This is a genomic window from Paracoccus sediminicola, from assembly GCF_027912835.1.
GTDB lineage: Bacteria > Pseudomonadota > Alphaproteobacteria > Rhodobacterales > Rhodobacteraceae > Paracoccus > Paracoccus sediminicola.
In genome coordinates this window covers 1,753,952-1,776,782 of the sequence record NZ_CP115768.1, presented here as the reverse complement: position 1 = coordinate 1,776,782, position 22,831 = coordinate 1,753,952, and the positions used below count along the sequence as shown (strand labels likewise).

General features: G+C 62.9%; 23 protein-coding genes and 1 other RNA gene. 8 read left to right on the top strand and 16 right to left on the bottom strand.

Features of this window, described 5'->3' with window-relative positions; all coding sequences use genetic code 11:
* The first annotated feature begins 74 nt into the window (after positions 1-74).
* On the top strand, positions 75-1,076 hold the full coding sequence (gap, locus tag PAF18_RS08790) for a type I glyceraldehyde-3-phosphate dehydrogenase (RefSeq protein ID WP_271115379.1): 1,002 nt from the start codon (positions 75-77) through the stop codon (positions 1,074-1,076).
* Between the two features lie 132 nt (positions 1,077-1,208).
* On the opposite strand, the gene PAF18_RS08785 is transcribed toward gap, so the two are convergent.
* The gene (locus PAF18_RS08785) at positions 1,209-1,526 is read right to left on the bottom strand and encodes an antibiotic ABC transporter (protein WP_271115378.1); all 318 of its coding nucleotides are present in this window, start codon (positions 1,524-1,526) and stop codon (positions 1,209-1,211) included.
* A gap of 122 nt (positions 1,527-1,648) precedes the next feature.
* On the opposite strand from PAF18_RS08785, the gene pyrC reads away from it, so the two are divergent.
* The 3 genes from pyrC to PAF18_RS08770 all read left to right on the top strand — a co-directional run bounded on the left by pyrC (position 1,649) and on the right by PAF18_RS08770 (position 5,044).
* A complete protein-coding gene (gene pyrC / locus PAF18_RS08780) occupies positions 1,649-2,698 on the top strand; it encodes a dihydroorotase (protein ID WP_271115377.1) in 1,050 nt (349 codons plus the stop codon).
* Positions 2,695-3,366, top strand: a complete 672-nt coding sequence (locus tag PAF18_RS08775; RefSeq protein WP_271115376.1) for an orotate phosphoribosyltransferase — start codon at positions 2,695-2,697, stop codon at positions 3,364-3,366. Before pyrC ends, PAF18_RS08775 begins: the two co-directional genes overlap by 4 nt.
* Positions 3,367-3,556: 190 nt before the next feature.
* A complete protein-coding gene (locus PAF18_RS08770) occupies positions 3,557-5,044 on the top strand; it encodes a replicative DNA helicase (protein WP_271115375.1) in 1,488 nt (495 codons plus the stop codon).
* Positions 5,045-5,138: 94 nt separating this feature from the next.
* Here PAF18_RS08770 and PAF18_RS08765 read toward each other — a convergent pair whose 3' ends face one another.
* Genes PAF18_RS08765 through PAF18_RS08750 form a run of 4 tightly spaced genes read right to left on the bottom strand, consistent with a single transcriptional unit; the run spans position 5,139 to position 7,986 of the window.
* Complete coding sequence (locus PAF18_RS08765) at positions 5,139-6,185, bottom strand: flagellar motor switch protein FliG (RefSeq protein WP_271115374.1); 1,047 nt, start codon at positions 6,183-6,185, stop codon at positions 5,139-5,141.
* 57 nt (positions 6,186-6,242) lie between these two features.
* Positions 6,243-7,553: an adenylosuccinate lyase gene (gene purB, locus PAF18_RS08760; protein WP_271115373.1), complete on the bottom strand. Its 1,311-nt coding sequence runs from the start codon at positions 7,551-7,553 to the stop codon at positions 6,243-6,245.
* 27 nt (positions 7,554-7,580) lie between these two features.
* Positions 7,581-7,799: a ribbon-helix-helix domain-containing protein gene (locus PAF18_RS08755; protein ID WP_271118089.1), complete on the bottom strand. Its 219-nt coding sequence runs from the start codon at positions 7,797-7,799 to the stop codon at positions 7,581-7,583.
* 10 nt (positions 7,800-7,809) lie between these two features.
* On the bottom strand, positions 7,810-7,986 hold the full coding sequence (locus PAF18_RS08750; RefSeq protein ID WP_271115372.1) for a DUF4169 family protein: 177 nt from the start codon (positions 7,984-7,986) through the stop codon (positions 7,810-7,812).
* A gap of 264 nt (positions 7,987-8,250) precedes the next feature.
* Between PAF18_RS08750 and PAF18_RS08745 the strand changes: the two genes are divergently transcribed.
* Positions 8,251-8,796 (top strand): hypothetical protein, encoded by a 546-nt coding sequence (locus PAF18_RS08745; protein WP_271115371.1) that lies wholly within the window; start codon positions 8,251-8,253, stop codon positions 8,794-8,796.
* Positions 8,797-9,105: 309 nt separating this feature from the next.
* On the opposite strand, the gene fumC is transcribed toward PAF18_RS08745, so the two are convergent.
* From fumC to ssrA, 3 genes are all read right to left on the bottom strand, one after another.
* Positions 9,106-10,500, bottom strand: coding sequence for a class II fumarate hydratase (fumC, locus tag PAF18_RS08740; protein WP_271115370.1), 1,395 nt, complete (start codon positions 10,498-10,500; stop codon positions 9,106-9,108).
* Between the two features lie 81 nt (positions 10,501-10,581).
* The gene (locus tag PAF18_RS08735) at positions 10,582-11,046 is read right to left on the bottom strand and encodes an SspB family protein (protein WP_271115369.1); all 465 of its coding nucleotides are present in this window, start codon (positions 11,044-11,046) and stop codon (positions 10,582-10,584) included.
* A gap of 242 nt (positions 11,047-11,288) precedes the next feature.
* Positions 11,289-11,645, bottom strand: a transfer-messenger RNA (tmRNA) gene (ssrA, locus tag PAF18_RS08730).
* Between the two features lie 102 nt (positions 11,646-11,747).
* On the opposite strand from ssrA, the gene PAF18_RS08725 reads away from it, so the two are divergent.
* Positions 11,748-12,368: a nucleoside deaminase gene (locus PAF18_RS08725; RefSeq protein ID WP_271115368.1), complete on the top strand. Its 621-nt coding sequence runs from the start codon at positions 11,748-11,750 to the stop codon at positions 12,366-12,368.
* A 56-nt stretch (positions 12,369-12,424) separates the two neighbouring features.
* Here PAF18_RS08725 and PAF18_RS08720 read toward each other — a convergent pair whose 3' ends face one another.
* From PAF18_RS08720 to ppk2, 5 genes are all read right to left on the bottom strand, one after another.
* A complete protein-coding gene (locus PAF18_RS08720; RefSeq protein ID WP_434802210.1) occupies positions 12,425-12,952 on the bottom strand; it encodes a cell wall hydrolase in 528 nt (175 codons plus the stop codon).
* Positions 12,953-13,112: 160 nt separating this feature from the next.
* Positions 13,113-14,153: an ABC transporter substrate-binding protein gene (locus PAF18_RS08715; RefSeq protein WP_271115367.1), complete on the bottom strand. Its 1,041-nt coding sequence runs from the start codon at positions 14,151-14,153 to the stop codon at positions 13,113-13,115.
* Between the two features lie 123 nt (positions 14,154-14,276).
* On the bottom strand, positions 14,277-15,020 hold the full coding sequence (locus PAF18_RS08710) for an SDR family NAD(P)-dependent oxidoreductase (protein ID WP_271118087.1): 744 nt from the start codon (positions 15,018-15,020) through the stop codon (positions 14,277-14,279).
* A gap of 107 nt (positions 15,021-15,127) precedes the next feature.
* Positions 15,128-16,069 carry a TPM domain-containing protein gene (locus PAF18_RS08705; RefSeq protein ID WP_271115366.1) on the bottom strand — a complete coding sequence of 314 codons (942 nt, stop codon included), beginning with the start codon at positions 16,067-16,069 and terminating at the stop codon, positions 15,128-15,130.
* Complete coding sequence (ppk2, locus tag PAF18_RS08700) at positions 16,066-16,959, bottom strand: polyphosphate kinase 2 (protein WP_271115365.1); 894 nt, start codon at positions 16,957-16,959, stop codon at positions 16,066-16,068. The genes PAF18_RS08705 and ppk2 overlap by 4 nt, the downstream gene beginning before the upstream one ends.
* A gap of 217 nt (positions 16,960-17,176) precedes the next feature.
* Here ppk2 and lepB point away from each other — a divergent pair, with 217 nt between their 5' ends.
* Positions 17,177-17,815 (top strand): signal peptidase I, encoded by a 639-nt coding sequence (lepB, locus tag PAF18_RS08695; protein WP_271115364.1) that lies wholly within the window; start codon positions 17,177-17,179, stop codon positions 17,813-17,815.
* A gap of 28 nt (positions 17,816-17,843) precedes the next feature.
* On the opposite strand, the gene PAF18_RS08690 is transcribed toward lepB, so the two are convergent.
* From PAF18_RS08690 to PAF18_RS08680, 3 genes are all read right to left on the bottom strand, one after another.
* Positions 17,844-18,779 carry a homoserine O-succinyltransferase gene (locus PAF18_RS08690; protein WP_271115363.1) on the bottom strand — a complete coding sequence of 312 codons (936 nt, stop codon included), beginning with the start codon at positions 18,777-18,779 and terminating at the stop codon, positions 17,844-17,846.
* Between the two features lies 1 nt (position 18,780).
* On the bottom strand, positions 18,781-19,659 hold the full coding sequence (locus PAF18_RS08685) for an ATPase (RefSeq protein WP_271115362.1): 879 nt from the start codon (positions 19,657-19,659) through the stop codon (positions 18,781-18,783).
* A 107-nt stretch (positions 19,660-19,766) separates the two neighbouring features.
* Positions 19,767-20,903 carry an OmpP1/FadL family transporter gene (locus PAF18_RS08680; RefSeq protein WP_271115361.1) on the bottom strand — a complete coding sequence of 379 codons (1,137 nt, stop codon included), beginning with the start codon at positions 20,901-20,903 and terminating at the stop codon, positions 19,767-19,769.
* Positions 20,904-21,250: 347 nt separating this feature from the next.
* Here PAF18_RS08680 and guaB point away from each other — a divergent pair, with 347 nt between their 5' ends.
* On the top strand, positions 21,251-22,699 hold the full coding sequence (gene guaB, locus PAF18_RS08675) for an IMP dehydrogenase (RefSeq protein ID WP_271115360.1): 1,449 nt from the start codon (positions 21,251-21,253) through the stop codon (positions 22,697-22,699).
* The last annotated feature ends 132 nt before the right edge of the window (positions 22,700-22,831 follow it).

Here is a 22,831-nt window from a genome sequence, read left to right as displayed (position 1 = left end):
ACCGCGCCGCAGGGTTTGCAACGGCAGAAAAAACCAGCATAAGCATTTGCGAAATCAGTCTTCGGAGGTTCATCATGGCTGTGAAAGTGGCAATCAACGGTTTCGGTCGGATCGGGCGCAACGTCCTGCGCGCCATCGTCGAATCCGGGCGTGACGATATCGAGGTTGTCGCGATCAACGATCTGGGGCCGGTTGAAACCAATGCCCATCTGATCCGCTTCGACAGCGTTCACGGCAAGTTCCCCGGCGAGGTGAAGGTCGACGGCGACACGATCGATGTGGGCCGCGGTCCGATCCGCGTCACCGCGATCCGCAACCCGGCCGATCTGCCGTGGAGCGATGTTGACGTGGTGATGGAATGCACCGGCATCTTCGCCGACAAGGAAAAGGCCAAGGTCCACCTCGAAAACGGCTCGAGCCGGGTCCTCGTTTCGGCCCCCGCCAAGGGCGCTGACGCGACCATCGTCTATGGCGTCAACCAGGATGTGCTGACCAAGGACGACCTGATCGTCTCGAATGCCAGCTGCACCACCAACTGCCTGTCGCCTGTGGCCAAGGTGCTGAACGATGCCATCGGGATCGAGCGTGGCTTCATGACCACCATCCACAGCTACACCGGCGACCAGCCGACGCTGGACACGATGCACAAGGATCTCTACCGCGCCCGCGCGGCGGCGATGTCGATGATCCCGACCTCCACCGGCGCCGCGAAAGCGGTTGGGCTGGTTCTGCCCGAGCTGAACGGCAAGCTGGACGGTGTTGCGATCCGCGTGCCGACCCCGAATGTCTCGGTCGTCGACCTGACCTTCGAATCGAGCAGCGACACCACGGTCGAGGAAATCAACGAGGCGATCCGCAAGGCCGCTGATGGCGAGCTGAAAGGTATTCTCGGCTATACCGACCAGCCGAATGTCTCGATCGACTTCAACCACGACCCGCGCTCGTCGATCTTCGCGCTTGACCAGACCAAGGTCATGGATGGCCGGATGTGCCGGATCCTGACCTGGTACGACAATGAATGGGGTTTCTCGAACCGGATGAGCGACACCGCCGTTGCGATGGGCAAGCTGATCTGAACCCGCGGCGCTTCGGCGCCAGCAGCTCCGGCGAAACGAAAACGGCCCCTCGCGGGGCCGTTTTTCGCTCTGCCGTTCACCGTTCCGATCTGCCGCCCTGCGGCGCTCGGCCGCTGCTAGAAGGGGCGTGGATCAACGGGAGCGGGTCGCCGCCTTGGTAAGACGTTTAGCATTGGCCTTTGTGCGCCGGCTATAGGGCCGAAGCCCCGCAGCCACCACCTTGTCGGCGGTCGCACCACGTGTCGCCGCCTTGAACATTGCCGTGCCCGATTCCTGCGCGGCTTCGAGCTTTTCCTGGATCATCCGATGCGGCTCGTTTCGCTGCTGCGGCATGAAGCCCATCAGCCCGGCCATGCGCATCCCGATCACCATCTGCGATTCGAAGGCAATCTGCGCCACCTGCGTCCAGAGCCGGGTTGCCTCGGCCATTCCCTGGGGAAGAAATCCCATCAAAATCCACCTTTCATGTGTTCACCAATGCTGCACCTGCGAAAAGAAAAGTGCAACCCACCGCGCTTGCAACCCTGCATCCCGGCTTTTCTCGGGTCGCGCGTCAGTATAATTGGAAGAACATGAACAAATTTTTGACGATCCGCCGCCCCGATGACTGGCATCTGCATCTTCGCGACGATGAGATGCTGAACGCCGTCACGCCGCATTCCGCCGATTTCGGCCGTGCCATCATCATGCCCAACCTCGTGCCGCCGGTGGTGACCGGCGGGCAGGCGCGGGACTATCGCGCCCGCATCCGCGCTGCATTGCCCGAAGGCGCCGCGCTGAAGCCTTTGATGACGCTGTATCTGACCGAGACCACGGACCCCGCCGATGTGGTCGCCGCCCATGCGGAAGGGCTGATCGCGGCGGTGAAGCTCTACCCGGCAGGAGCGACGACGAATTCCGCCAGCGGCGTCACCGATTTCGACAAGGTCCGCCCGGTGCTCGAAGCGATGGCCGAGGCGGGCGTGCCGCTCTGCGTGCATGGCGAGGTCACCGATCCGGCGGTGGATATTTTCGACCGTGAAGCGGTGTTCATCGAGCGGGTGCTGGATCCGGTGCGCCGCGCCACGCCGGGGCTGCGGGTGGTGATGGAGCATATCACCACCGCGGACGGCATCGCCTATGTCCGCGAGAACGCCGCGGATGCTGCGATGGGCGGAACGATCACCACGCATCATCTGGTCATCAACCGCAACGCGATCCTCGCCGGTGGAATCCGGCCGCATTACTATTGCCTGCCCGTCGCCAAGCGCGAAACCCATCGCCTCGCTTTGCGCGAAGCGGCGATGTCGGGGCAGGGGCCCTTTTTCCTCGGCACCGATTCCGCGCCGCATCCTGACCGGGCCAAGCTGCAGCCATGCGGCTGCGCAGGCTGTTTCACGGCGCCGAACACCATGTCGATCCTGGCGCAGGTCTTCGAAGAGGACGGCAAGCTCGAAACGCTCGAGGCCTTCGCTTCGCTGAACGGCCCTGCCTTCTATCGACTGCCCCCGAACGAGGATCGCGTGACGCTGCGCCGACAGGACGAGCCGATCCGCTATCCCGAAACCATCACCGCGGGCGAGGAAACCGTCACCGTCTTCGACCCCGGTTTCGACCTTCACTGGCAGATGGAGCCTGCATGACACTCTCTTTCCCGACGCCCGAAGAGATCGCCCGGCTATCTGCCCGCGCCCTGCTGGAAATCAAGGCGGTGGATTTCAACGCCGCAGAGCCCTTCACCTATGCTTCGGGGCTGAAAGGGCCGACCTATGTGGATTGCCGGCGGATCATCTCCTATCCCCGCGTGCGTCAGGTGCTGATGGATTTTCTTGGCGCGACGGTGATGCGTGATGCGGGTTTCGAGGAATTCACCAATGTCGCGGGCGGCGAGACGGCGGGGATTCCCTTCGCGGCGATGGTGGCCGAACGGCTCGGCCTGCCGATGAGCTATGTGCGCAAGAAGCCCAAGGGCTACGGTCGCAACGCCCGCATCGAGGGCCGCATGGATGAGCGGGACAAGGTGTTGCTCGTGGAGGATCTGACCACCGATGGCGGGTCGAAGCTGAGCTTCGTCGACGCCATCCGCGACACCGGCGCGAGCTGTGCGCATACGGCGGTGATCTTCTATTACGGGATTTTCCCCGACACGACGCAGCGCCTGGCCGATCACGGGGTGAGGCTGCATCATCTCTGCACCTGGTGGGATGTGCTGGCCGAGGCTAAGGCACAGAGCGCTTTCGACGCGGCGACGCTGACTGAGGTCGAAAGCTTCCTTACCGATCCGCGCGACTGGCAGGAGCGGAACAGCTAAGGAACTGAACACCGTTCCCGGATCGCCCTGCAATCGGCCCCTGGATGAAGGGCGGCGGATTGTATTGGCTTATCCACAACCCGTCCCCAGAGTTGCCCACCAGATTTTCATGTCTGCCCGTTCAGATTTGGCATATATTGTGGCATAGAGGCAGCTTCACAAATCATACAAGAATCGAGACGGACAGGGCATGAACGAGATCAGGGCGTTGCAGCAGGTCGCTCCCGCAGGCGAATCGGAAGAGCAGTCCGTCCCGTTCTCGATTGAGGCTGAACAGCAGCTTCTCGGTGCGCTTCTGACCAATAACGACGTGTTCGACCGGATCAGCCAGTTGCTGAAGCCCGAACATTTCTATGAGCCCGTCCATAGCCGCATCTATGAAATCGCTTCGGAGCGGATCCGCAAGAACGCGCTTGCCAGCCCGGTCACGCTGAAAGCCTTTCTGGAAGGCGATGCGGGGCTGAAGGATCTCGGCGGGCCGGCCTATCTGGCACGGCTCGCAGCGGCGGCGATCTCGGCTTATGCGGCGCGGGATTACGCGCAGATGATCCGCGAATTCGCGCTGCGCCGCGACCTGATCAATCTGGGGCAGGATATTTCCGCGCGCGCCGCCTCGGTCCGGGTCGAGGACGATGCCGAGGAACAGATCAAGGCGGCGGAGCAGACGCTTTATAAGCTCGGCGAGCAGGGCGTGGCCGAGCGCGGATTTCAGTCCTTCCTCAAGGCGGTGACCGGCGCGGTCGATGCGGCGGCGGCGGCCTATCAGCGCGACGGGCAGCTTTCCGGCATTCCGACCGGTCTGATCGATCTCGACCGCAAGATGGGCGGGCTGAACAAATCCGACCTGATCATCTTGGCCGGGCGGCCCTCGATGGGGAAAACGTCGCTGGCGACGAATGTCGCCTTCAATGTTGCCAAAGCCTATAGCTCTGGCGAGCTGGCCGACGGCACGAAAGGCGCGCTCGAAGGTGGTGTGGTCGGGTTCTTTTCGCTTGAGATGTCGGCCGAGCAGCTCGCCGCCCGGATCCTGTCCGAAGCCTCGGAGGTGCCGAGCCATCAGATCCGCTCTGGCGATATGACGGAAGAGGAATTCCGCCGCTTTGTGCAGGCGGCGAATGATCTTCAGGCTTGCCCGCTTTATATCGACGACACCCCGGCCCTGCCGATCAACCAGCTCGCCGCGCGGGCGCGCAAGCTCAAGCGGACGCAGGGGCTGGATCTGCTGATCGTCGACTATCTTCAGCTGTTGAAACCGGCGAGTGCCAAGGACAGCCGCGTCAACGAGGTCTCGGAGATTACCCAGGGGCTGAAGGCGATCGCCAAGGAGCTGAACATTCCCGTCATCGCGCTGTCGCAGCTGTCGCGTCAGGTCGAGAGCCGCGAGGACAAGCGCCCCCAACTGTCCGATCTGCGCGAGTCCGGCTCGATCGAGCAGGATGCGGATATCGTGATGTTCGTGTTCCGCGAGGAATATTACAAGGAGCGTGAAAAACCCGCCGATCACGAGCTGGAAAAGCTTGCGAAATGGCAGGAGGTGATGAACGCGGTGCATGGAAAAGCCGAGGTTATCATCGGCAAGCAGCGTCACGGCCCGATTGGCACGGTCGAGCTGGCCTTCGAGGGCCGCTTTACCCGCTTCGGCAATCTGGAAAAATCCCGCCAGTCCGAATGGGACTGAATCACGACTGACATCAAGCGAGCCCGTATTGGATCGAGCCAACCCGGAGACCGCGTATTGATGGCGTGGCCCTCGTCCCCTTGCACCAGCCTGCTTAGGAAGCTGCGGTATTCATCGACACCGCGCCGTCATGCTCCTCCGCCTCTCCGGCGATGAGGAACAGGTCGCCTGCCTCCTCCATCCTGCGGATCGAGGCCACCACATCGGCCCGCGCCGCCTCGGAATCATCCTCGGTCAGCCGGCCCAGATTCTCGATCTCGTCACGCAGCGATTCGGCCATCCGGGCAGAGATATTCGCAAGAAGGAACTCGGCCGCGGGCAGGTTGGCATCCTTGGCGCCGGCAATCGCACGCTGAAGCGAAAGCGGTTCGACCTCGCGCAGGATCCGGGTGACGTCGCGCGGGTCGATACGCTCGGGGATATTGGCCCAGGTGAAGATGGATTTGCGGACCTCCCGGGCAAAGTCGGCGTCTTCCTCATCCAGCCCTGTCAGCACCTCGTCCCGGGTGCCCGCCGGGACGAAATTCAGGATCGCCCCGACCTTCTCAACCGGCCCGCCGTCGAGGGCAGGTCGCGCAAGTGCTTCGGCCGCCTGAAGCAGCGCCACGCCGATCCGGCGCAGCGCAGGGGCCTCGATCCCGCCCGTCATCGACATGGCATAGGCGATCTGGCGCGCGCGCTCTGCTGGCATCAGCGCAAAACCCTCCGCCGCTTTTGACACGGGCAGCTTGGAGAACAGTACCGCCGCAATCTCGACCGCCTCGCCAAGCGCCAGCTCGGCCAGCTGCGCGGTGGGCATCGCCGCGATCCGGTCCCAGGGGTCGGCATGGCCCGCCATCGCCGCCCGCCGCCGCAGCCTGTCGGTGATGTCCTGCGACAGCGTCCCGTGCAGCATGTCGAGCGTCCCGTCGAGCCCATCCGGAAAGGTCAGCCCGACCGATTCCAGCGAGTCGCAGAATTCCTGCACCACCTGATCGCGGGTCTGGCGATCAACCATGCCCATCAGCGCCATTTCCTGGGCAAGCGCGGCCTGCGCCTCGGGTGAGAGCCTTTCAAGCGAGAGTTGTTCGCCATCGCCCACGATCAGCCGCACGATCACCGCGGCTTTCTGCCTTGGGGTGAGCCCGGTCTGCAAATTCATTCATGTTCCCCGCCTGATTCGCAGGGCTCAATCTGGCAGAGAAAGCTTAAGTCCCGGTTATGCCGCCTTACCGAAGACGCGCCCGAAGATCGTGTCGACATGTTTGGTGTGATAGCCGAGGTCGAATTTTTCTTCGATCTCGGCCGCCGACAGCGCCGCCGTGACCTCGGGATCGGCAAGCAGTTCTTCCTTGAAATCCTTGCCGTCTTCCCAGACCTTCATGGCGTTGCGCTGCACCAGCCGATAGGCATCCTCGCGCGAGACACCGGCCTGGGTCAGTGCCAGCAACACACGCTGCGACATGACCAGACCCTTAAACTTGTTCATATTGCGCAGCATGTTTTCGGGATAGATCACCAGCTTGTCGATCACGCCCGCCAGTCTGTTCAGCGCGAAATCCAGCGTGATCGTCGCATCCGGCGCGATGCCGCGTTCGACAGACGAATGGCTGATATCGCGTTCGTGCCACAGGGCCACATTCTCCATCGCCGGGATGACCGCCATGCGCACCAGCCGCGCGAGGCCTGTCAGGTTTTCGGTCAGCACCGGGTTGCGCTTATGCGGCATCGCGCTTGATCCCTTCTGGCCGGGAGAGAAGAACTCCTCGGCCTCCAGCACTTCGGTGCGCTGCATGTGGCGGATCTCGATGGCGATGTTCTCGATGCTGGAGGCGATGACGCCCAGTGTCGCGAAGAACATGGCGTGACGGTCGCGGGGGATGACCTGGGTGCTGATCGGCTCGGGGCGGAGGCCCATTTTCGCGCAGACATGTTCCTCAACCGCCGGGTCGATATTGGCGAAGGTGCCGACAGCGCCGGAAATCGCCCCGGTCGCCACCTCTTCTCGTGCCGTCTCAAGCCGGCGCCTGTTGCGGTCCATCTCGGCATAGAAGCGGGCGAAGGTCAGGCCCATGGTCGTCGGTTCGGCATGGATGCCGTGGCTGCGACCGATGCGCACCGTGTCCTTATGTTCCATCGCGCGGCGTTTCAGCGCATCCAGCAGCTTGTCCATATCGGCGAGCAGAATATCGGCGGCGCGGACAAGCTGGACGTTCAGCGTGGTGTCCAGCACATCGGAGGATGTCATGCCCTGATGCACGAACCGCGCCTGTTCCGATCCGATATGCTCGGCCAGGTGGGTCAGGAAGGCGATCACGTCATGCTTGGTGACGGACTCGATCTCGTCGATGCGGGCGACGTCGAATTCGACATCCTTGGCCTTCCAGACCGCTTCGGCGTTTTCGCGCGGGATCACGCCCAGTTCGGCCTGCGCGTCGCAGGCATGCGCCTCGATCTCGTACCAGATGCGGAACTTGGTTTCCGGCGACCAGATGGCGGTCATTTCGGGGCGGGCGTAACGCGGGATCATCGGGGTCTCCTGTCTTTGGCCCGTGCTTTACCCCTTGCGCATCAATTCTGCCAGTACGAACAAGCGGCAGGCCGTGGCGAGACCGATTTCCGGCGGTCTTTCATGGTCGATCTCCGCGATGAGCGCGGCCCGCGTGGTGCCCGCCGCTTTCGCTATCCGGTCGAGCCCGCGCCAGAACGCATCCTCCAGACTGACCGAGGTGCGATGCCCGTCGATGGTCAACGACCGCTTCGCCGGGGCGTCCATCGGCGGCAGTTCAATCGTCACGCTTGGCCCCGTCGAGATGCTTTGCAGCGCGATCCCTGTCAGCCTTCTCCGCCGCTTTCTGCGCCTTGGTGCGGCCATGCTTGGCCGCGTTGGCGTCGGCCTGTTTGCGGGCGTCCTCGCGGGATTTCTGTTTGCGGAAGCGGTTGAGGTTGGTGATCTGGGTCATTGATACGATTGCCAAGGCGTCGCGGGATTATTCCTATGCTGATAGCCGGTTTATACCTCTGACGCGATCCGTGATGGAACTTTCGAACACAGAATTTCTAAGGGATGCCGAAGGTCATTCGCTGTCGGGTTAACTAATTCTAAAAGCTTCTCGTTCAGATTGCGGCCACGACCGAGCCTCGCATCCCTGAAAATGCGACACAGGCTTGGTCGTCCGGACCCGACTTCGGCAAACCAGATATCAGATCCCGAGAGGAATTTATACATGATCAAATTCACTGGCTTGTTGCTGGCCGCTTTCGCATCAATGCAGGCGTCTGTCGCAACTGCGCAGGATATGGCCGCACCCCAGCTTGATCGCACGACGATTTACATCGGGGGCGGAAATGCGCGTTCGGACGGCGATTACGAAAGCGATAAAACACCGCTATCTTTCGGGATCATGCACCAACTTTCGGGTCGGAACCTGATCCTCGGCGCCGATCTGGGGCGTGAGGGGACTTTGTTGGACTCAACCTGGGGACAGGATGAGGCGGTAGAGCCTGCGACGTCTTTCAACCTGTTGATCGGCGCCAATCTTGCGCAAACAGACCGGGTCCGCACCGATGCAGCGCTTTTGATTGGGTTCCGCGAAGACACTAAGGATTGCGCGGATTCATATATCGGGTATCGATGCTACGCCAATACTGCGCCTGAGACCAGCTTTGAGGGGAATATCGGCTTTGTCGCCAACGCTTCTTTCAGAAAGATGTCGCTGGGTATTCGGGCCACTGGGGAAAGCACCCAATTGCTGACCGGATTCAGGTTCTGACCTTATTGCCGGAAGATGTGGGCAACGCCACTTCGGGGGCCAACTGACTGGCAAAGCACACGAACCCCGCCCGCACATAAGGCGCATCGCGCCGCCGGGCACCGGCCGATTGCGTCATCTGTGGGCAGTTCGGTGCGGGTCCGCGCTGAACCAGGGTTCGGAGGGGTGGCGCCCTAAACTGTTCAGATGCAGCGTGGGCAGCGGTCACCCGTGGCCGTTTTCTGCCCTCTGTCAGGCGTGGAGATTTTGAAGTGTAAGAAAAAGGCACGCCGGATGGGCGTGCCTTTTTTGGTTTCGGTGGCAGCTTGATCAGTCCGAGGGGCCGATCATCTTTTCGGGACGCACGATCTTGTCGAACTCCTCCTCGGTTACGAAGCCGAGCCCCACCGCCTCTTCGCGCAAGGTCGTGCCGTTCTTATGCGCCGTCTTGGCGACCTTGGTGGCGTTGTCATAGCCGATGGTCGGCGCCAAAGCCGTCACCAGCATCAGCGATTCCTGCATCAGCTTCTCGATCCGCTCGACATTGGCCTGTGTCCCCGCGACCATGTTGTCGCTAAAGCTCGACGCCGCGTCGCCCAGAAGCTGCATGGATTGCAGCACGTTATAGGACATCATCGGGTTATAGACATTCAATTCGAAATGCCCCTGCGAGCCGGCGATGCCGACCGCCGCGTCATTGCCCATGACATGCGCACAGACCATGGTCAGCGCCTCGGCCTGGGTCGGATTCACCTTGCCCGGCATGATGGACGAGCCCGGCTCATTCTCGGGCAGGATCAGCTCGCCCAGACCCGAGCGGGGGCCGGAACCCAGCAGACGCAGATCGTTTGCGATCTTGAACAGGCTGGCCGCGACGGTCTTCAGCGCGCCCGAGAAGAACACCATCGCATCATGCGCGGCCAGAGCCTCGAACTTGTTCGGCGCGGTGACGAAGGGCAGATCGGTGATCTCGGCGATCTTGGCGGCAATCTCGGTGTCCCAGCCTTTCGAAGTGTTCAGCCCGGTGCCGACGGCGGTGCCGCCCTGCGCCAGCTCATAGATCTGGGGCAGGCACATCTTGACTCGCTCGATCCCCATCCGGACCTGATGCGCATAGCCGCCGAATTCCTGGCCGAGCGTCAGCGGCGTCGCGTCCTGCGTATGGGTGCGGCCGATCTTGATGATGTCCCTGAACTCTTCGGATTTCGCTTCGAGCGCGGCAGCCAGCTTTTCCAGCCCCGGCAGCAGCACATCGCGCGCCTGCATCCCGATGGCGACATGCATCGCGGTCGGGAAGGTATCGTTCGAGGACTGGCCCATATTGCAATGATCGTTGGGGTGAACCGGATCCTTGGACCCCATCTCGCCGCCAAGGATCTCGATCGCGCGGTTCGAGACGACCTCATTGGCGTTCATGTTCGACTGCGTGCCCGAGCCGGTCTGCCAGACTACCAGAGGGAAGTTATCGTCGAACTTGCCCTCGAAGACTTCGGTTGCGGCCTGCACCATGGCGCGGCCCCGTTCTTCATCCAGCTTGCCGCTTGCCATATTGACCTCGGCCGCAGCCCGCTTGATCGCGCCGAGCGCGCGGATGATCGGGACCGGCTGACGCTCCCACCCGATGGGGAAGTTCTGGATCGAACGCTGTGTCTGCGCGCCCCAGTATTTGTCGGCAGGCACTTCGAGCGGGCCGAAGCTGTCGGTTTCGGTGCGGGTCTTGGTCATGGCTATCGCTCCCTCACGAATTTGTGGGGGTTGTAGCGGGCAGGGGGCTGATGCGCAATTCGTATGCGGCGGTATGCCGGGTTATTTCCGCCACTTGTCGAGGCTGACCACCTCGCCGGAGCCTTTGGGTTCCTCTGGCTCGGGCGTGTCGGCAAGCTCGGCCAGTTCCGGCTCGTCCTCGTCGTCGTCATGGTCCTGCGTCTCGAAACGCAGCCCGAACTCGACCGAGGGATCGACGAAGGTGCGCACCGAATCGAAGGGCACGATCAGCCGCTCGGGCGAGTTGCCGAAATTCAGCGTGATCTCGAACCCGTCCTGTTTCACGACCAGATCGTCATACCAATGCTGGATCACGATTGTCATGTCCGAGGGGTAACGTTCGCGCAGCCAGTCGGCGATCTCGACGCCTTCTTCGCGGGTGTCGAACGTGATGAAAAAATGATGCTCGCCGGGCAGGCCGTCTGCGGCCACGTTTTGCAGCACCTCTGCGATCAGGCCCTGCATGGCGCGGTGCATCATTCCGCCATAGTCGATTGCGCGAGTCATGCTTGCGTTTCCCTCGTCTTCATTGAGGGTCAGCATAGGGGAATGGCGCATAATGAAAAGGGGGCGTTGAGACGGATCACCGTGCCTGTGGCGACAGGCGCCGGCGGTCGCGTTGTCAATTTGGAGCTGGCGCGGGGCGCGCGTTGCGTCCAGATCAGGGCGGAAATTCTGCCAGGAAAAGCCGCCAGTCGCCGGCACGATGGGCTTCGCCATGACCGGAAAACGGCGCAGAAGGGGGAAAAGGTGCAGGATTCTGTTGCAAGGCTCCTGCGGGCCCCGCCTTACGCTGCTAGGCGCAAGGAGTTAGGTTTCGGTTACCCGAGCTGCTTACGCAGCCAGAGCCACCGGAGCACGGTTGTCGTTGGCAACTGTACAATTTGCACCGATATCGGTGGTAGCTCACCGGGACAAAGCAAACCCCTTTAGACGTTCGTCGATCCTGTTTCGGCCCCAGATCCCCCCAACGAAGGCGAATGATGGTGGAGCCGCCGGGTACCGCCCCCGGGTCCGATCCGCTTATTACGAGCGCGTTTATGTCCATAGTCCGGGCGAACCCGAACAGGGGAAATATAGGGGCGGGACAGCTGGCCCGCAAGGGTGCGCAAAGCATACACAGCGTTCACAGCGGCAGAAGATGTGACGTGCAGCGCGTGACGTTCGTCTATAATCCATGTCACGAGAGCATCGCGCAGGAGAATGACATGACCAAACGGATCGGCATCGACGACACGCAACTGGCCGAGGCGCTTCTGAGCGCGATCGAGGATCACATCCTGCCGCTGACCCGCAAGGGCGTCGCGGCGGGAAACAAAATCTTCGGTGCGGCGGTGCTGCGAAAATCCGATGGGAGCGTGGTTCTGGCCGAGACCAATAACGAGACCGAGAACCCGATATGGCACGGCGAGACACATCTCATCAAACGCTACCACGAAAAACGCGCGGGCGGGTCTGATGAGCTGCCGCCCCCGGGAGAGCTGATCTTCCTGACGACGCATGAGCCCTGCACCATGTGTCTCTCGGCGATCACCTGGGCAGGGTTCGACAATTTCTTCGACTTTTTCACCCATGAGGACAGCCGTGACAGCTTTGCCATTCCGCATGATCTGAAGATCCTCAAAGAGGTCTTCACGCTCGATCCGGGTGGCTATCAGCGGCGCAACGATTACTGGAACGCGCGTTCGGTGGCGGACGTCATTTCAAGCGCGGACGAGGATCGGCAAGCCGAGCTGATCGCGCGGGCCGAGGCGATCCGGGCGGAATATGACAGGCTGTCGGCGGCATATCAGGACAGCAAGGCGGGCAGTTCCATCCCGCTGCGCTGAGCCGACTGACAGGGGGCGGCTGCGATGCCGCCCCGCATCCGGACAGGCGGCCCGGATCAGTAATTGATGATATGGCTGTCGATCGGGCGCGGCGGGACCGGGCGCGTCACAAGATGCTTCTTGCGCTTTTCGTAGAAGGCGTTGCCGCCAGCGACCAGCACGTAATGCATGTTGTTATACGAGAAACGATAGCCGTAAGTGTGGAAGAACCGCGCCTTTTCCAGCTCGCGAATCCGTTCGCCGCGCAGCACGGCGACGGCCGCCTCGCGGACATCGGGCATCGCGTCAGAGTTCATCTTGCGCGTCATCACCCCGGGCGCGAACTGGTTCTTCTGGCTGACCACACCGCAGACCGTATCGGGGAAATCATCCGAGCGGACACGGTTCATCACCACGTTGCCGACCGCGATCATGCCGGGTCGGCTGGCGCGATTGGCTTCGAAGAAGATCGCCCGCTCCATGCAGTTCAGCTCGCCGCCTCCGGCGCGGCGAAAGGGTGAGGAGTCGCGCGAACATCCCGCAATGACGGTGAGAGTAAGCGCCAACAGCGCGACGGCGCGCGCGCGAGAATTGGTGATGGTCATATGCCTGCTTTTTATCTGCTCTTTTTTGCGATCTTGCGCGGCCCGGCCCGGTTTTTCAACGATAAATGCGGCGCGAAAGCGTGAGCAGCCAGTCGGGCCGGCATGAAAAAAGGGCCGCGGCGCGGCCCTTTTCCGTGTCGAGTTAACGCGTGGGAAAAGATCAGAATCCGGCCTTGATCTTTTCGAACTCGGCCAACTGGCGCTCGCGCTGCTGCGGATCATTCGGCACCTGCGCCAGAAGCGGCGCGTCGATGGGGCCGAGACCGTCCTGCACGGCGGGCTCATCCGCGATGGTCTCCATACCGGCCTTGGTCGAGTGGCCGTAGCCGATCGTGTCCAGCAGACCCTTGGCCGATTCCGGCGCCAGCCAGGCATTGAGGAAGTCATAGACCTTATCCTCGTTGCCGGGGCCGTCCTTGATGTTGACGAAACCGCAGATAAAGCTGGAGGAGCCTTCCTCTGCCTCGCGCTGGAAGCCGACCGGATAGTCATCCTCTTGCAGATAGACCACGCCGTCATTCCACGACCATGCCACATCGACCTGACCCGAGGCCATGAGCTGCGCCTGTTCGGAAGGGTCCGACCAGTAGGCGGCGACATTCTGATGCGCCTCGCGCAGCCAGTCGGCGGCGGCCTGGAACTGTTCGTCGGTCACATCCGTCCAGTCTGTGACGCCGGTCGCCAGATAGGCGAGCGCCCAGACATCGTCGGCGCTGTCGGGCAGCGACGTGCGGCCCGCATAATCGGGGTTGGTGAAGACATCGAGGCTCTGGACATCTTCTTCGGGAACATCCTCGGTGTTATAGGCGATGGCGGTTGCGCCCCAATCGGCTGGAATGAACCAGACGCCCTCATCGTCCTGAATGGTCTCGCTGTCCATCAGCGCCGGGTCGAGATCGTCGAAATTCTCGATCTTCGAGGTGTCCCAAGGTTCGATCAGACCGGCATCGCGGTATTTCGAGACCATCTGGCTGCAGGGATGAACGATATCGGCCTGAAAGCCCGAGGCGATCTTCTGGAACGCTTCGTCATCGTCGCCATAGAAGGCGAAGGTCGGGCTGTCGCCGTGCTTGTCGATATAGCCCTGGAAGATCACCGGCTCTTCAAAGCCGGCCCAGTCGAACACGGTGAGTTCGGCATCGGCGGCGAAGGCGGGGCTGGCGAGGGCGGCAAGGATGGCTGTGCTGCGCATCAAGGTCATGTCGGGATGGCCTTTCCTGAATGATTAACACCTCGACGCTAGCGAGCGTCCTGCAAAGGCGCAAGCGGCATGGCAGCCACGGCCGGTCAAGATTCGGGCAGAGGATGGTCGGGCGATCGGGGCTCAGCGCATCCGAAGCGCGCCGTCGAGGCGGATCACCTCGCCGTTGAGGTAGCCGTTTTCGATCACCGCGCCGACCATGCGGGCGAACTCTGCCGGATCGCCGAGCCGCTTAGGGAAGGTGACTTCGGTGGCGAGGCCGTCCTGCACCTCCTGCGGGAGGCCGCGCATCATCGGGGTGGCGAAAATGCCGGGCGCGATGGCCATGACACGGATCCCGCTGCGTGCAAGGTCTCGGGCGATGGGCAGCGTCATGCCGGCGATACCGGCCTTCGAGGCGGCATAGGCAGCCTGTCCGGCCTGCCCGTCATAGGCCGCGACCGAGGCAGTATTGACGATGACGCCTTTTTCCTCGCCCTCGTTGCGGGCCATTTCGGCGGCGGCGAGGCGCAGGACGTTGAAGCTGCCGATAAGGTTGATCTCGATGGTGCGGCGGAAATTGTCGAGCCGGTGCGGACCGTCCCGCCCGACCGTCTTTTCGCCGGTGGCGATGCCCGCGCAATTCACGCAGACCGAGATGCCGCCCATCTCGGTGACCGCGGCTTCGATGGCGCGGGTGACGCTGGCCTCGTCGGTGACGTCGGTTTCGATGAAGGCCGCGCCGATGCTGCGGGCGAAGTCGCGCCCGGTCGGATCGCGGTCCAGAACCGCCACCGCCCCGCCCGCCTCGCGGAGGAGCCGCGCCGTGGCGGCCCCAAGCCCCGAGGCGCCGCCGGTGACGATGCTGCGTGTATCGGCGAGCTGCATGATCTGTTCCACCCTCATGTTCCTGAGGAAGGATTATGGGCGGCTTCGCGGCGGGCGCAAGAAATTCCCACGATTTCAAACCAGGTGGAGCGGAAATCGCCCGAACCCTACCACCTGCCCGATGCGCCGCCGCCGCCGCTCCTGCCGCCGCTGAAGCCGCCGCTGCGCCCGCCGCCGCCGCGACTTCTGCCGCTGCCGCCGGAGGATGAGGTCCAGGATGGGTTGCGGCTTTGTCGCAGCACGCGGCCGCTGCGGTCCAGCACCACCGCGTCGCGGCGCTGCGTGGCCTTGGTTTCCGACCATTCGCAATTGGGGCAGAATTTCCGCGTCTCGTCGGTCTGCACGCGCCATGTCCCGTCGCCGAGATCCTCGTGGCGCGGAGACTGCTCGATGATAAGCCCGCGCTCGCGGCATTTCGGACAGCGATTGGCATTGAGCCAGCGGCGCAGCGTGACGACCGTCGGGATGTTGAAGAAGAAGGCAAAGACGCCGAACAAGATCGTCTGGAAATGCCGTTCCAACAGCGCGCCAAGGTCGAAAGCCGGGGTCTCGCCCCCGGCATGGGGCCGGGCGATGCGGTCGGTCACCTGGATCAGGCCGCGGCGGAGCCCGGTCGAGTACTCCTCTTCGCGAAACCGGGGCAGCATCTCGTCGTCCATGATCTCCTGCGCGACGCGATCAAAGCTTGCCGGATAGCCCGCACCCAGTTCGATCCGCGCTTCGCGGTCGTCGCGCAGGAACAGGATCATGAAGCCGTCATTGCGCTCGGGGTTGCCGATGCCCCAATCGTTGAACAGCCGTGTCGCGAAGCTTTCCAGCCCGTCCGTGCCGCCATAGCGCGCCCGGTCGGTCAGCGTCACCACCGTGCCCTCGACCCCGGTATCCTCGTTCAGCGCGATCAGCGCCTGGTCGATGATGCGGGTGTCGTCATTGGACAGAATCCCGGCGAAATCGTTGACCGAGTTGTAATCCCAGTCGGGCAGCTCCTGCGCCGCTGCGGGCAGGGCCATCGCCAGCCACAGGATCAGCGCGCGCAGCATCGGGATCATCTTTCGATCATGTCGGGGCCGCCGGCGATGCTGGCGTCGATTTCGCCGATATCCTTCTGGCTCTTGCCGGCATAATCCACCGCGTTGAGAATGGTCTGGATCGCCGCGATCCGGGCCCGGCGCTTGTCGTCCGAGCGGATCACGACCCAGGGCGCGACCGTTGTATCAGAGCGTTTCAGCGTGTCGCGGATCGCCTGGGTATATTCATCCCATTTCGCCAGCCCCTCGACATCGATCGAAGACAGTTTCCACTGTTTCAGCGGGTCCTTCTCGCGGTCGAGGAAACGCTGCAACTGTTCGGCCCTACCCACGGTCAGCCAGAGCTTCACCAGGATCGTGCCGTCATCGACCAGCATCTCCTCGAATTTCGGAAGCTGATCGAAGAAATGCTTCCGCTGCCGCTCGGTCGAAAAACCGAACACTCTTTCGACCACGCCGCGATTATACCAGCTGCGGTCGAACAGCGCGATTTCGCCATCGGCAGGCAGTTCGTCCGTGTAGCGCTGGAAATACCATTGCCGGGATTCGCGGTCGGTCGGCTTGGGCAGAGCCACGATATAGGCGTTGCGCGGGTTCAGGTTCTCCCGCACGCGTTCAATGGTGCTGCCCTTTCCGGCGGCGTCGCGCCCCTCGAACACCACCACCAGCCGTTTGCCGGTGATGACGATGTCATGCATCATCTTGACCAGCTCGACCTGCAATTCTTCCATCCGGTCCTTGTAGTCGTCCTTGTCCATCTTTTCGCGGTAGGGATAGGACGGGTCCAGCATCTCGCCCTTCTTCGCGTCCTTGATGGCCTTGCGGATCTCTTGCGGAGCGTCATCTTCCAGATATTTCGTGATCTCGCCGACATAGGGCAGGGGATGGGGCGAGTTGTCCGACTTGGCCATGGGCGTCTCCGTTGCGCTGGGCGCAGTATGGCGGTTGCGCCCGGCAGTGGAAAGGGGGCGGCGGGCCGACAAGGCCGGCCGCCCCCTAGGCGAAACGAAGTGTCGCTTTCGAAGGGCGAACATCTTGCGAAACCAGCTTGCCCGCCGCAGGAGCCCGTGCAGTATGGTCAGGCGGCGCCCGTCGTGGCGTCGGTTGCGCAGTTGGGGAGTGTTTCGGATGAGGTTCGCGCTTGTGCTGATCTTTGCCCTTGTCGCGGGGGCTGCGGTCGCGGGGCCGATTTGTTTCTGCCCGCTCTGCGCGACGCTGGTCAGCAAGAGCTACACCCCCGTCGGCACATCCATGGCGCCCAATCTGCAGCCGGATCAATGCGTTTATGCGCGCCTCGACAGCGACGCCCCCGCGCCGGGCGATGTGGTCGCCTTCAGGGCAGCGACCGGACAGGACATGATTTTTCGCGTCATCGCCACGCCGGGACAGCATGTCGTCGTCGAGAACGGGATTCCGGTGATCGACGGAGTGGCGGCGACCCGCGAAACGCTGCCGCCCTTCATCGCACCGGTGGATGAGTATGGCAGCAAATCCAATCGCAGCAATTGCGCAGATGCCACCTGCACCCTGCCGCGCGAGCTGGAGACCCTGCCGAACGGCATCAGCTATCAGGTTCTGAATCTCGCGCCCGATACGCAGGGGGACGCTTATTACGAGGGGACGGTCCCGCAGGGGTCCCTGTTTCTGATGGGGGATAACCGCGATAACGCCGCCGATAGCCGCTTTGAGCGATACGGTTACGGGCCGGGTTTCGTGCCGATCTCGGACGTGATTGGGGTGATCTACCACCCCGAAATGCAGGAATAGCCGGGCGGCGAAACTCGCCCGGCGGGGCTCAGCCTTCCTGCGGCCGCCCGATTTTCGACATGTCGTATTCGGTGGACTGATAGATCTCGTTGATCCAGTTGCCATAGAGCAGATGCGCATGGCTGCGCCAGCGGTTCGATGGCGGACGCGCGGGATCGTCATCGGGATAATAGTTCACCGGCACGGCGATCGGTTTGCCGACCGAGACGTCGCGGTCATATTCGTCCTTGAGCGTATCCGAGTCGTATTCGAAGTGATTGAACACATACAGGGCGCGATGGCCCGGATCCTCGATCAGGCAGGGGCCGACCTCGTCCGAGGCGAGCAGCGTCGTCAGGGCCGGCCGGGCATCCACATCCGCGGCGCGGACCTCGGTCCAGCGGCTCACCGGGATCAGCAGATCGTCCGAGAAGCCGCGCAGATAGGGTGAGGCGGGCGCGCGGTTATCGTGGCGAAAACAGCCGAACGCCTTGGCCTCCAGCAGATATTTCGGCAGGCCGTGGAAGTGATAGGCCATCGCCATGCCGCCCCAGCAGACGCCGAAGGTGGAATGGACATGGCTTTGGGTCCAGTCGAACACCCTTCGCAGCTCGTCCCAATAGGTGACCTGCTCGAAGGGAAGATGTTCGATGGGGGCGCCGGTGATGACCAGCCCGTCGAATTTCTCGCCCGTGGCCTCGACCTCGCGGAAGGGGCGGTAGAAGCTTTCCATGTGGTCGGCGGCGGTGTTGCGGCTTTCGTGATCCGACATGCGGATCAGCTGAAAGTCGATTTGCAGGGGCGTCGCACCGATGAGCCGGGCGAACTGGTTCTCGGTCTGTATCTTCTTCGGCATCAGGTTCAGCAGCCCGATGCGCAGCGGGCGGATATCCTGCGTCGCGGCCCGGCCCGGCGACATGACCATGACGCCCTCGCCCGACAGGATGTCGAAGGCAGGCAGGTCGTTGGGCAGGGTGATCGGCATCTTACTGGTCCTTGTCGGAGGCGGATTTGCGGTCGATGGCGCGGGCGATGAGCGCATCGAAATCATCCGGAGAGGCGACCGCAGAAACCTCTTCCGCGGTGATCGTCACGCCGCGCTCGGCCATGGCGGCATAGCGCGGCTGACGGTTCTCAAGCGCGCTTGCATAGGCCCAGCGGATGAAATCGTCGGGATTGACCTCGTCCTCGCGCAGACCCTTCTGCATCCGGTAATTGACCCAGGCCCGGTCGAGGAAGTCGGGCAGGTAGTACATCGGTTTCGGCGCACGGTCGAAGCGGCGCACCAGCTCGGCGGTGTGGGCGTCGCTGCCCCTGATCCAGACAAGCAGCATCCGCTTTTCCAGCGCCGCGAGAACCGGATCGTCGGGATCATCCGGATCGACCACCTCGCAGATCGAGCCGGAAGTGTCGCAGACGAAGTTTTCCAGCCGGTAGATCTCGGCGGCACGGTCGATGAAATGCGCGGTGTCCATCAGCGCCGCGATCTCGGCCGCGCGATGCTGGTTCTGGCGGCGCATATATTCGTCGAATGGCAGACCGCCCTTGGTGACGCTGCCCGGCTTGCCGAGATAGGTCGACAGCGGCGCGAGATTGTCGAAGGTGATGTTCGAGGCGATGTAAACGCTGTCCGACATCAGCAACTCGCGCAGAAGCGGCACCTTCATCGCCTCGCGCTTGAAATTATCGGCGATGAGTTCGCCCATGTAGCGGGTGCCGATGCGGTAATCGATGCTGTAATGGAACCAGTCGCCCGAGGCGCGCAGCATGTTCGACAGATGCGTCTTTCCCAGCCCGGACATGCCGAACAGCAGCACCCGCTTGCGGGGGCTTTGCGTCCAGTCTTGTCCCGAGGCATAGATCATGGGGGCTCCTTCACGGGGCGCAATCTAGGCAGCGGGGATGAAAAGGAAAAGCCCCGCGCGAGGCGGGGCTTTCCGATGCGTTGCGCGAATGGCGCGGGGTGCGGCGATCAGAACTGATAGCCGATCCGCAGGCCGAGGCTGACGGCGTCGGCGTCCGACATTTCGGCGCGGGCGGTGTCCGGGGTGCCGGTTTCCGGCTTGGCATCGCCCAGCTTGGTGTAATTGATGCCGCCGGTGAAGCGCCAGTTATCCATCGAGTAGATCCCGGCGACAGTGATCGCCTTGCGGCCATTGGTCGGCGCCAGCGGCGACACAAGATCGTCATCGCCCTCGGGTTCAAAGGTGAATGCGACCGAACCCGACCAGTTCTCGGTGAAGCGGCGGCCCACACCGAGCGTGTAGGTGGTGGTGTCTTCCAGTTCGACCAGCCCGCCGCCCGTGGTATTCACGAAGAAATCCGGATCGACGCGGAAATCCGACCAGCTCACATGGCGGATCTGACCGAAGACCAGCGTGTCCTCGGCAACGCCGGTCTGGAAATCCAGCGCGATGGCCTCGGGCGTTTTCACCTTCGTTGTGCCCTGCGCGACGGTGATCGCGCCGAGACGCTCCTCGGTGTCGAACTCATGCTCGATCTCGGAATAATAGGTCAGCGCGACACGGGCGGCGATGTCCGGACGCTCCCACGAGGCACCGGCGAGCCAGCCCACCGCGGTGTCGTCGGCCAGCTTGGCGCGATAGCCCGAGACCGGGCCATAGGCCAGACCCTGCAGCGTCACGTCCCCCGACGCCTTGGTGGCGCGCAGGCCGCCGTGAACGGCCCAGCTGTCGTTGAACTTATAGCGCAGCACGCCAGAGATATGCGCGCTCTCGACATTCGCCTTGGTGCCGCCCAACGCCGCCGAGCCTTCGGTCAGCGAGGTCGGATTCACATTCGGCCAGACGATGTCGGCGCCGTAGGGATGCTCGACGATCAGAGCGCCCGAGATCTGGTCGGTGAACTGGTGCTTGTAGCCAAAGCCAACCACGTTGAAATCGTCGGTGACGTTGCCTGTATCGCGGCCGCCGAACAGTGCCACGTCGTTGCCCTCGACCTCGGGACGGGTCACCTGAGCGTTGAACTCGAAGTAATTTCCCTCCTCGAACAGGATGCCGATGGATTGGTTCGACCGCTCGATCCCGCCTGCGAAGACAGGTGCTGCCGTCAGCATGAGCGCCGCAGCGCCGACAAGACTCTTTTGCATTTCTGATTCCCTCCCAAAACCGGCCCAGCGACCGTTCTTTTCTGAACCTGAGAGTACTCCGGGTCACGTTTGCGTCAATTGCGACGGCTGTATGACGTGGCGTCCGGCCATGTCTGGCTGCAAAAACCGTGTCGCGGCTGCAACGCTTCGGGCGCACGCAACCCTGCTGCGCGGTTTGCCGGGGCCAAGCTCAACCCTGGGTGGTGACGCGCACGGCGCGGCCGAGGGCTTGCGAGAAGGCGGTGCAACGGATCTTCGGCGCGCTTGGCAGGGGTCAAAGGGGTGGACAAAGCGGCGCCGAGGTGAAAAGGGGAACTGCCAAACGAACCCCCAAGAGGATGGCTGCGATGCAGATTCGTGAGGCGCTCACCTTTGACGACGTACTTCTGGTTCCCGCGGCATCCCGCGTGATGCCTTCGACGGCGGATGTGACGACCCGCGTGACGCGGCAGATCCGCATGAACATCCCGCTACTCAGCTCGGCCATGGATACGGTGACGGAAAGCCGCATGGCCATCGCCATGGCGCAATCGGGCGGGATGGGGATCGTGCATCGCAATCTGACGGTGGATCAGCAGGCCGACGAGATCCGCCGTGTGAAACGTTTCGAATCCGGCATCGTCTATAAGCCGATCACGCTGCGTCCCGATCAGACACTGGCCGACGCCAAGGCGCTGCAAGAGCGCTACAATGTCACCGGCTTCCCGGTGATCGACGATACGGGGCGTGTTCTGGGCATAGTCACCAATCGCGACATGCGCTTCGCGAGCGAGGACAACACGCCCGTCAAGGCGATGATGACGGCGGAGAACCTCGCCATACTGCGCGAGCCCGCCGACCGCGCAGAGGCCATCGCGATGATGAAGGAGCGGCGGATCGAAAAGCTGCTGGTCACCGATGAAAAGGGGCATCTGACCGGGCTGCTGACCCTGAAGGATACCGAAAAGGCGGTATTGAACCCGCTGGCCTGCAAGGATGATCTGGGGCGGCTGCGCGTCGGCGCGGCCTCGACGGTGGGCGAGGAGGGCTTTGCCCGCAGCAAGGCGCTGATCGACGCCGGCGTGGATATGGTGGTGATCGACACGGCGCATGGCCATTCCGAAGGCGTCGCCGTTGCGGTCGAGAAGCTGCGCGGCTTTTCCTCGGATATCCAGATCGTCGCGGGCAATATCGCGACCGCCGACGCGGCCCGTGCGCTGATCGAGGCCGGGGCGGATGCGGTCAAGGTCGGGATCGGGCCTGGCTCGATCTGCACCACGCGCGTGGTTGCCGGGGTCGGCGTGCCGCAGCTGACCGCGATCATGGATGTCGCCGCAGCGGCCGGAGACGTGCCGGTCATCGCCGATGGCGGGATCAAGTTCTCGGGCGATTTCGCCAAGGCAATCGCGGCGGGGGCAAGCTGCGCCATGGTCGGCAGCGCCATCGCCGGGACCGATGAAAGCCCGGGCGAGGTCATCCTGTATCAGGGGCGCAGCTTCAAGAGCTATCGCGGCATGGGCTCGATGGGCGCGATGGCGCGCGGCTCGGCGGATCGCTATTTCCAGAAAGATGCGGCCACCGACAAGCTGGTCCCCGAGGGGATCGAGGGGCAGGTGCCCTATAAAGGTCCGGTCAGCGCGGTGATTCACCAGATGGTGGGCGGGCTGCGCGCGGCAATGGGCTATACCGGCAGCGCCACGGTCGATGAAATGCGCGGCGGCTGCCAGTTCGTGCGCATTACCGGGGCGGGGCTGAAAGAGAGCCACGTCCATGACGTGCAGATCACCCGCGAAAGCCCGAATTACCGGATGGGCTGATCCCGCGGAAAGCGCCTTTTCTGTGCGTCTTGCAAGGCCCTGCCAAGGCAGGGCTTTTTGCTGCGCAACCGGGACAGCAGCGATGCGTGCGCTCATCTCTGGTGGAAGGTTGCAGTGGGATACGGGGAGGCG